This is a genomic window from Methylobacterium sp. D54C, assembly GCF_053345595.1.
Window position 1 is genome coordinate 1 of record NZ_JBKFAK010000076.1, and the last position, 1,924, is coordinate 1,924.

The following is a 1,924-nucleotide window of genomic DNA, read 5'->3' on the forward strand; positions in this document are numbered from 1 at the left end:
CGTCGAAGGAGACGGGGGTCTTGTGCAGGACGGTGTCGCGGGGGGAGACGCGCAGGTGGTCGGCCATCCAGGCGAGGCGGTTGGCGAGGGCGGCGTGGGTGTTGGCGCAGGCCTTGGGGGTGCCGGTGGAGCCGGAGGTGTGCAGGACGTAGGCGAGCGCGTCCGGGTGGGGGGCGCGGGTGCGGGGCCGGACGGGCCGGGCGCTGTCGTCGTCCGCGTCGGTATCCGGATCGGCGTCGAGGACGAGGGGCGCTCGCCCTGCGGCGTCGGCGAGGGCGGGGTGCTGGTCGGCGAGTTCGGGCTGGGTGAGGAGGAGGTCGGCCTCGGCGGCGAGGGCGGCGAGGCGGGCTGCGGGCAGCTCGGGGTTGAGGGGGAGGATGGCGGCGCCGGTCCTGAGGACGGCGAGCCAGGCGGCGGGCAGGTCGCAGGTGCGCTCGAGGAGGAGTCCGACGACGCGCTCGGGTCGGGCGCCGGCGCGGGCGAGGCGTCGGGCGATGGCGGTGGCGCGAGCGTCGAGGCCGGCGCGGGTCAGGCTGGTCCGCGCGTCGGTCACCGCGATCGCGTCGGGGTCTTGCACGCGGTGGTCTGCGAAGGCGGCGAGGACGTCGCCGGCGCCGTCCGGGTAGGCCCGGGCGGTCGCGTTCGCCGACCCGATCATCGCCCGGTCGCTGTCGGGCAGCGGCGGCGGCAGCGCCCCGAGCGGGGTTGCCGGGTCGGCCTCGGCCAGGGCGGCGAGCTGGGCCACGAAGGCGGCGAGCAGCGCCTCGGCATCCGCGTGTCCCAGGCGGTCGGCGGCGTAGCTCAGGCGCAGGGCCAGCCGCGTCCCGTCGGGGCCGGTCTCTGGGTGGACCACCAGGGTGACGGGGTAGTGCGTGGTCTCGGCGACGATGGCCGGGCCGAGGCGCAAGGCGTGCGGGTCGGCAGCGTCGCCGTTTCCGTTTCCGTCGCCGTCCCGTCCGTGGCGCGCGGCGGCGAGGGCTTGGTCGACGGGGTAGTTCTCGAACACCACGAGGCTGTCGAACAGGCCGCCCGTCCCTGTGCCCGTCCCTGTGCCCATGCCCGTGCCCGCGGCGCCGGCGAGGCGCTGGATGGCGGCCAGGGGCAGGTGGCCGTGCTCGCGCAGGCCGAGACCGGCCTCCTGCACGCCCGCCAGCCACGCGCCGAGGGGCTGGGCCGGGTCGAGGTCCACGACCACCGGCAGGGTGTTGATGAACAGCCCGAGCACGGTCTCGGCCCCGGGCAGGTCGGCCGGGCGCCCGGCCACGGTCGTGCCGAAGGCGACCCGCGCCTGCCCGGTGCGGGCGGCCACGAGCCGGGCCCAGGCGGCCTGGACGCAGGTGTTGAGGGTGAGGTGCGCGGCCCGGGCGCGGGCGAGCAGCCGCCCGGCGGCGGCCGGCGGCACCCGGTGCCGGACCTCGCCGTGATGCCGGACTTCGCCGTGGCCGGGCGGGCGCTGTCCGTCGCGGGCGCCGGGCGTGCCGGGTGGGTCGAAGGTGTCGGCGAGGCGGGTGGGGGCGTCGAGGCCGGCGAGGGCGTCCTGCCAGAAGCGCTCGGCGGCGGCCCGCGGCTGGCGGGCGAGCCAGGCGAGGTAGTCGGCGAAGCGTCCTGTGACGGGCTCGGGTTCCTCTCCGCGGTAGCGGGCGAGCACCTCGGCGACGAGGCGGGCGGTGCTCCATCCGTCGAGGATCAGGTGGTGGACGGTGAGCACGAGGTGGTGGCGGTCCGGTCCGGTGCGGACCAGGACGAGGCGCAGGAGCGGGGCCCGGGCGAGGTCGAAGGGCCGGGCGCGCTCCTCGGCGGCCAGGGCGGCGAGGCGGTCGGCGAGGCGCGCGGCGAGGCGGTCGGCGCGGGCATCCTCGTCCGGGGCGTCCTCGTGCGGCGCATCCTGGCTCGACGGCGCCCCGGTCCAGTCGAGGCGTGCGAG

1 protein-coding gene is annotated in these 1,924 nt (G+C 78.0%); it reads right to left on the reverse strand.

Annotated elements, in window-relative coordinates:
* Positions 1-1,924: condensation domain-containing protein (locus ACLBYB_RS32520; protein ID WP_447701343.1), on the reverse strand; the 1,924-nt coding region annotated here is incomplete at both ends.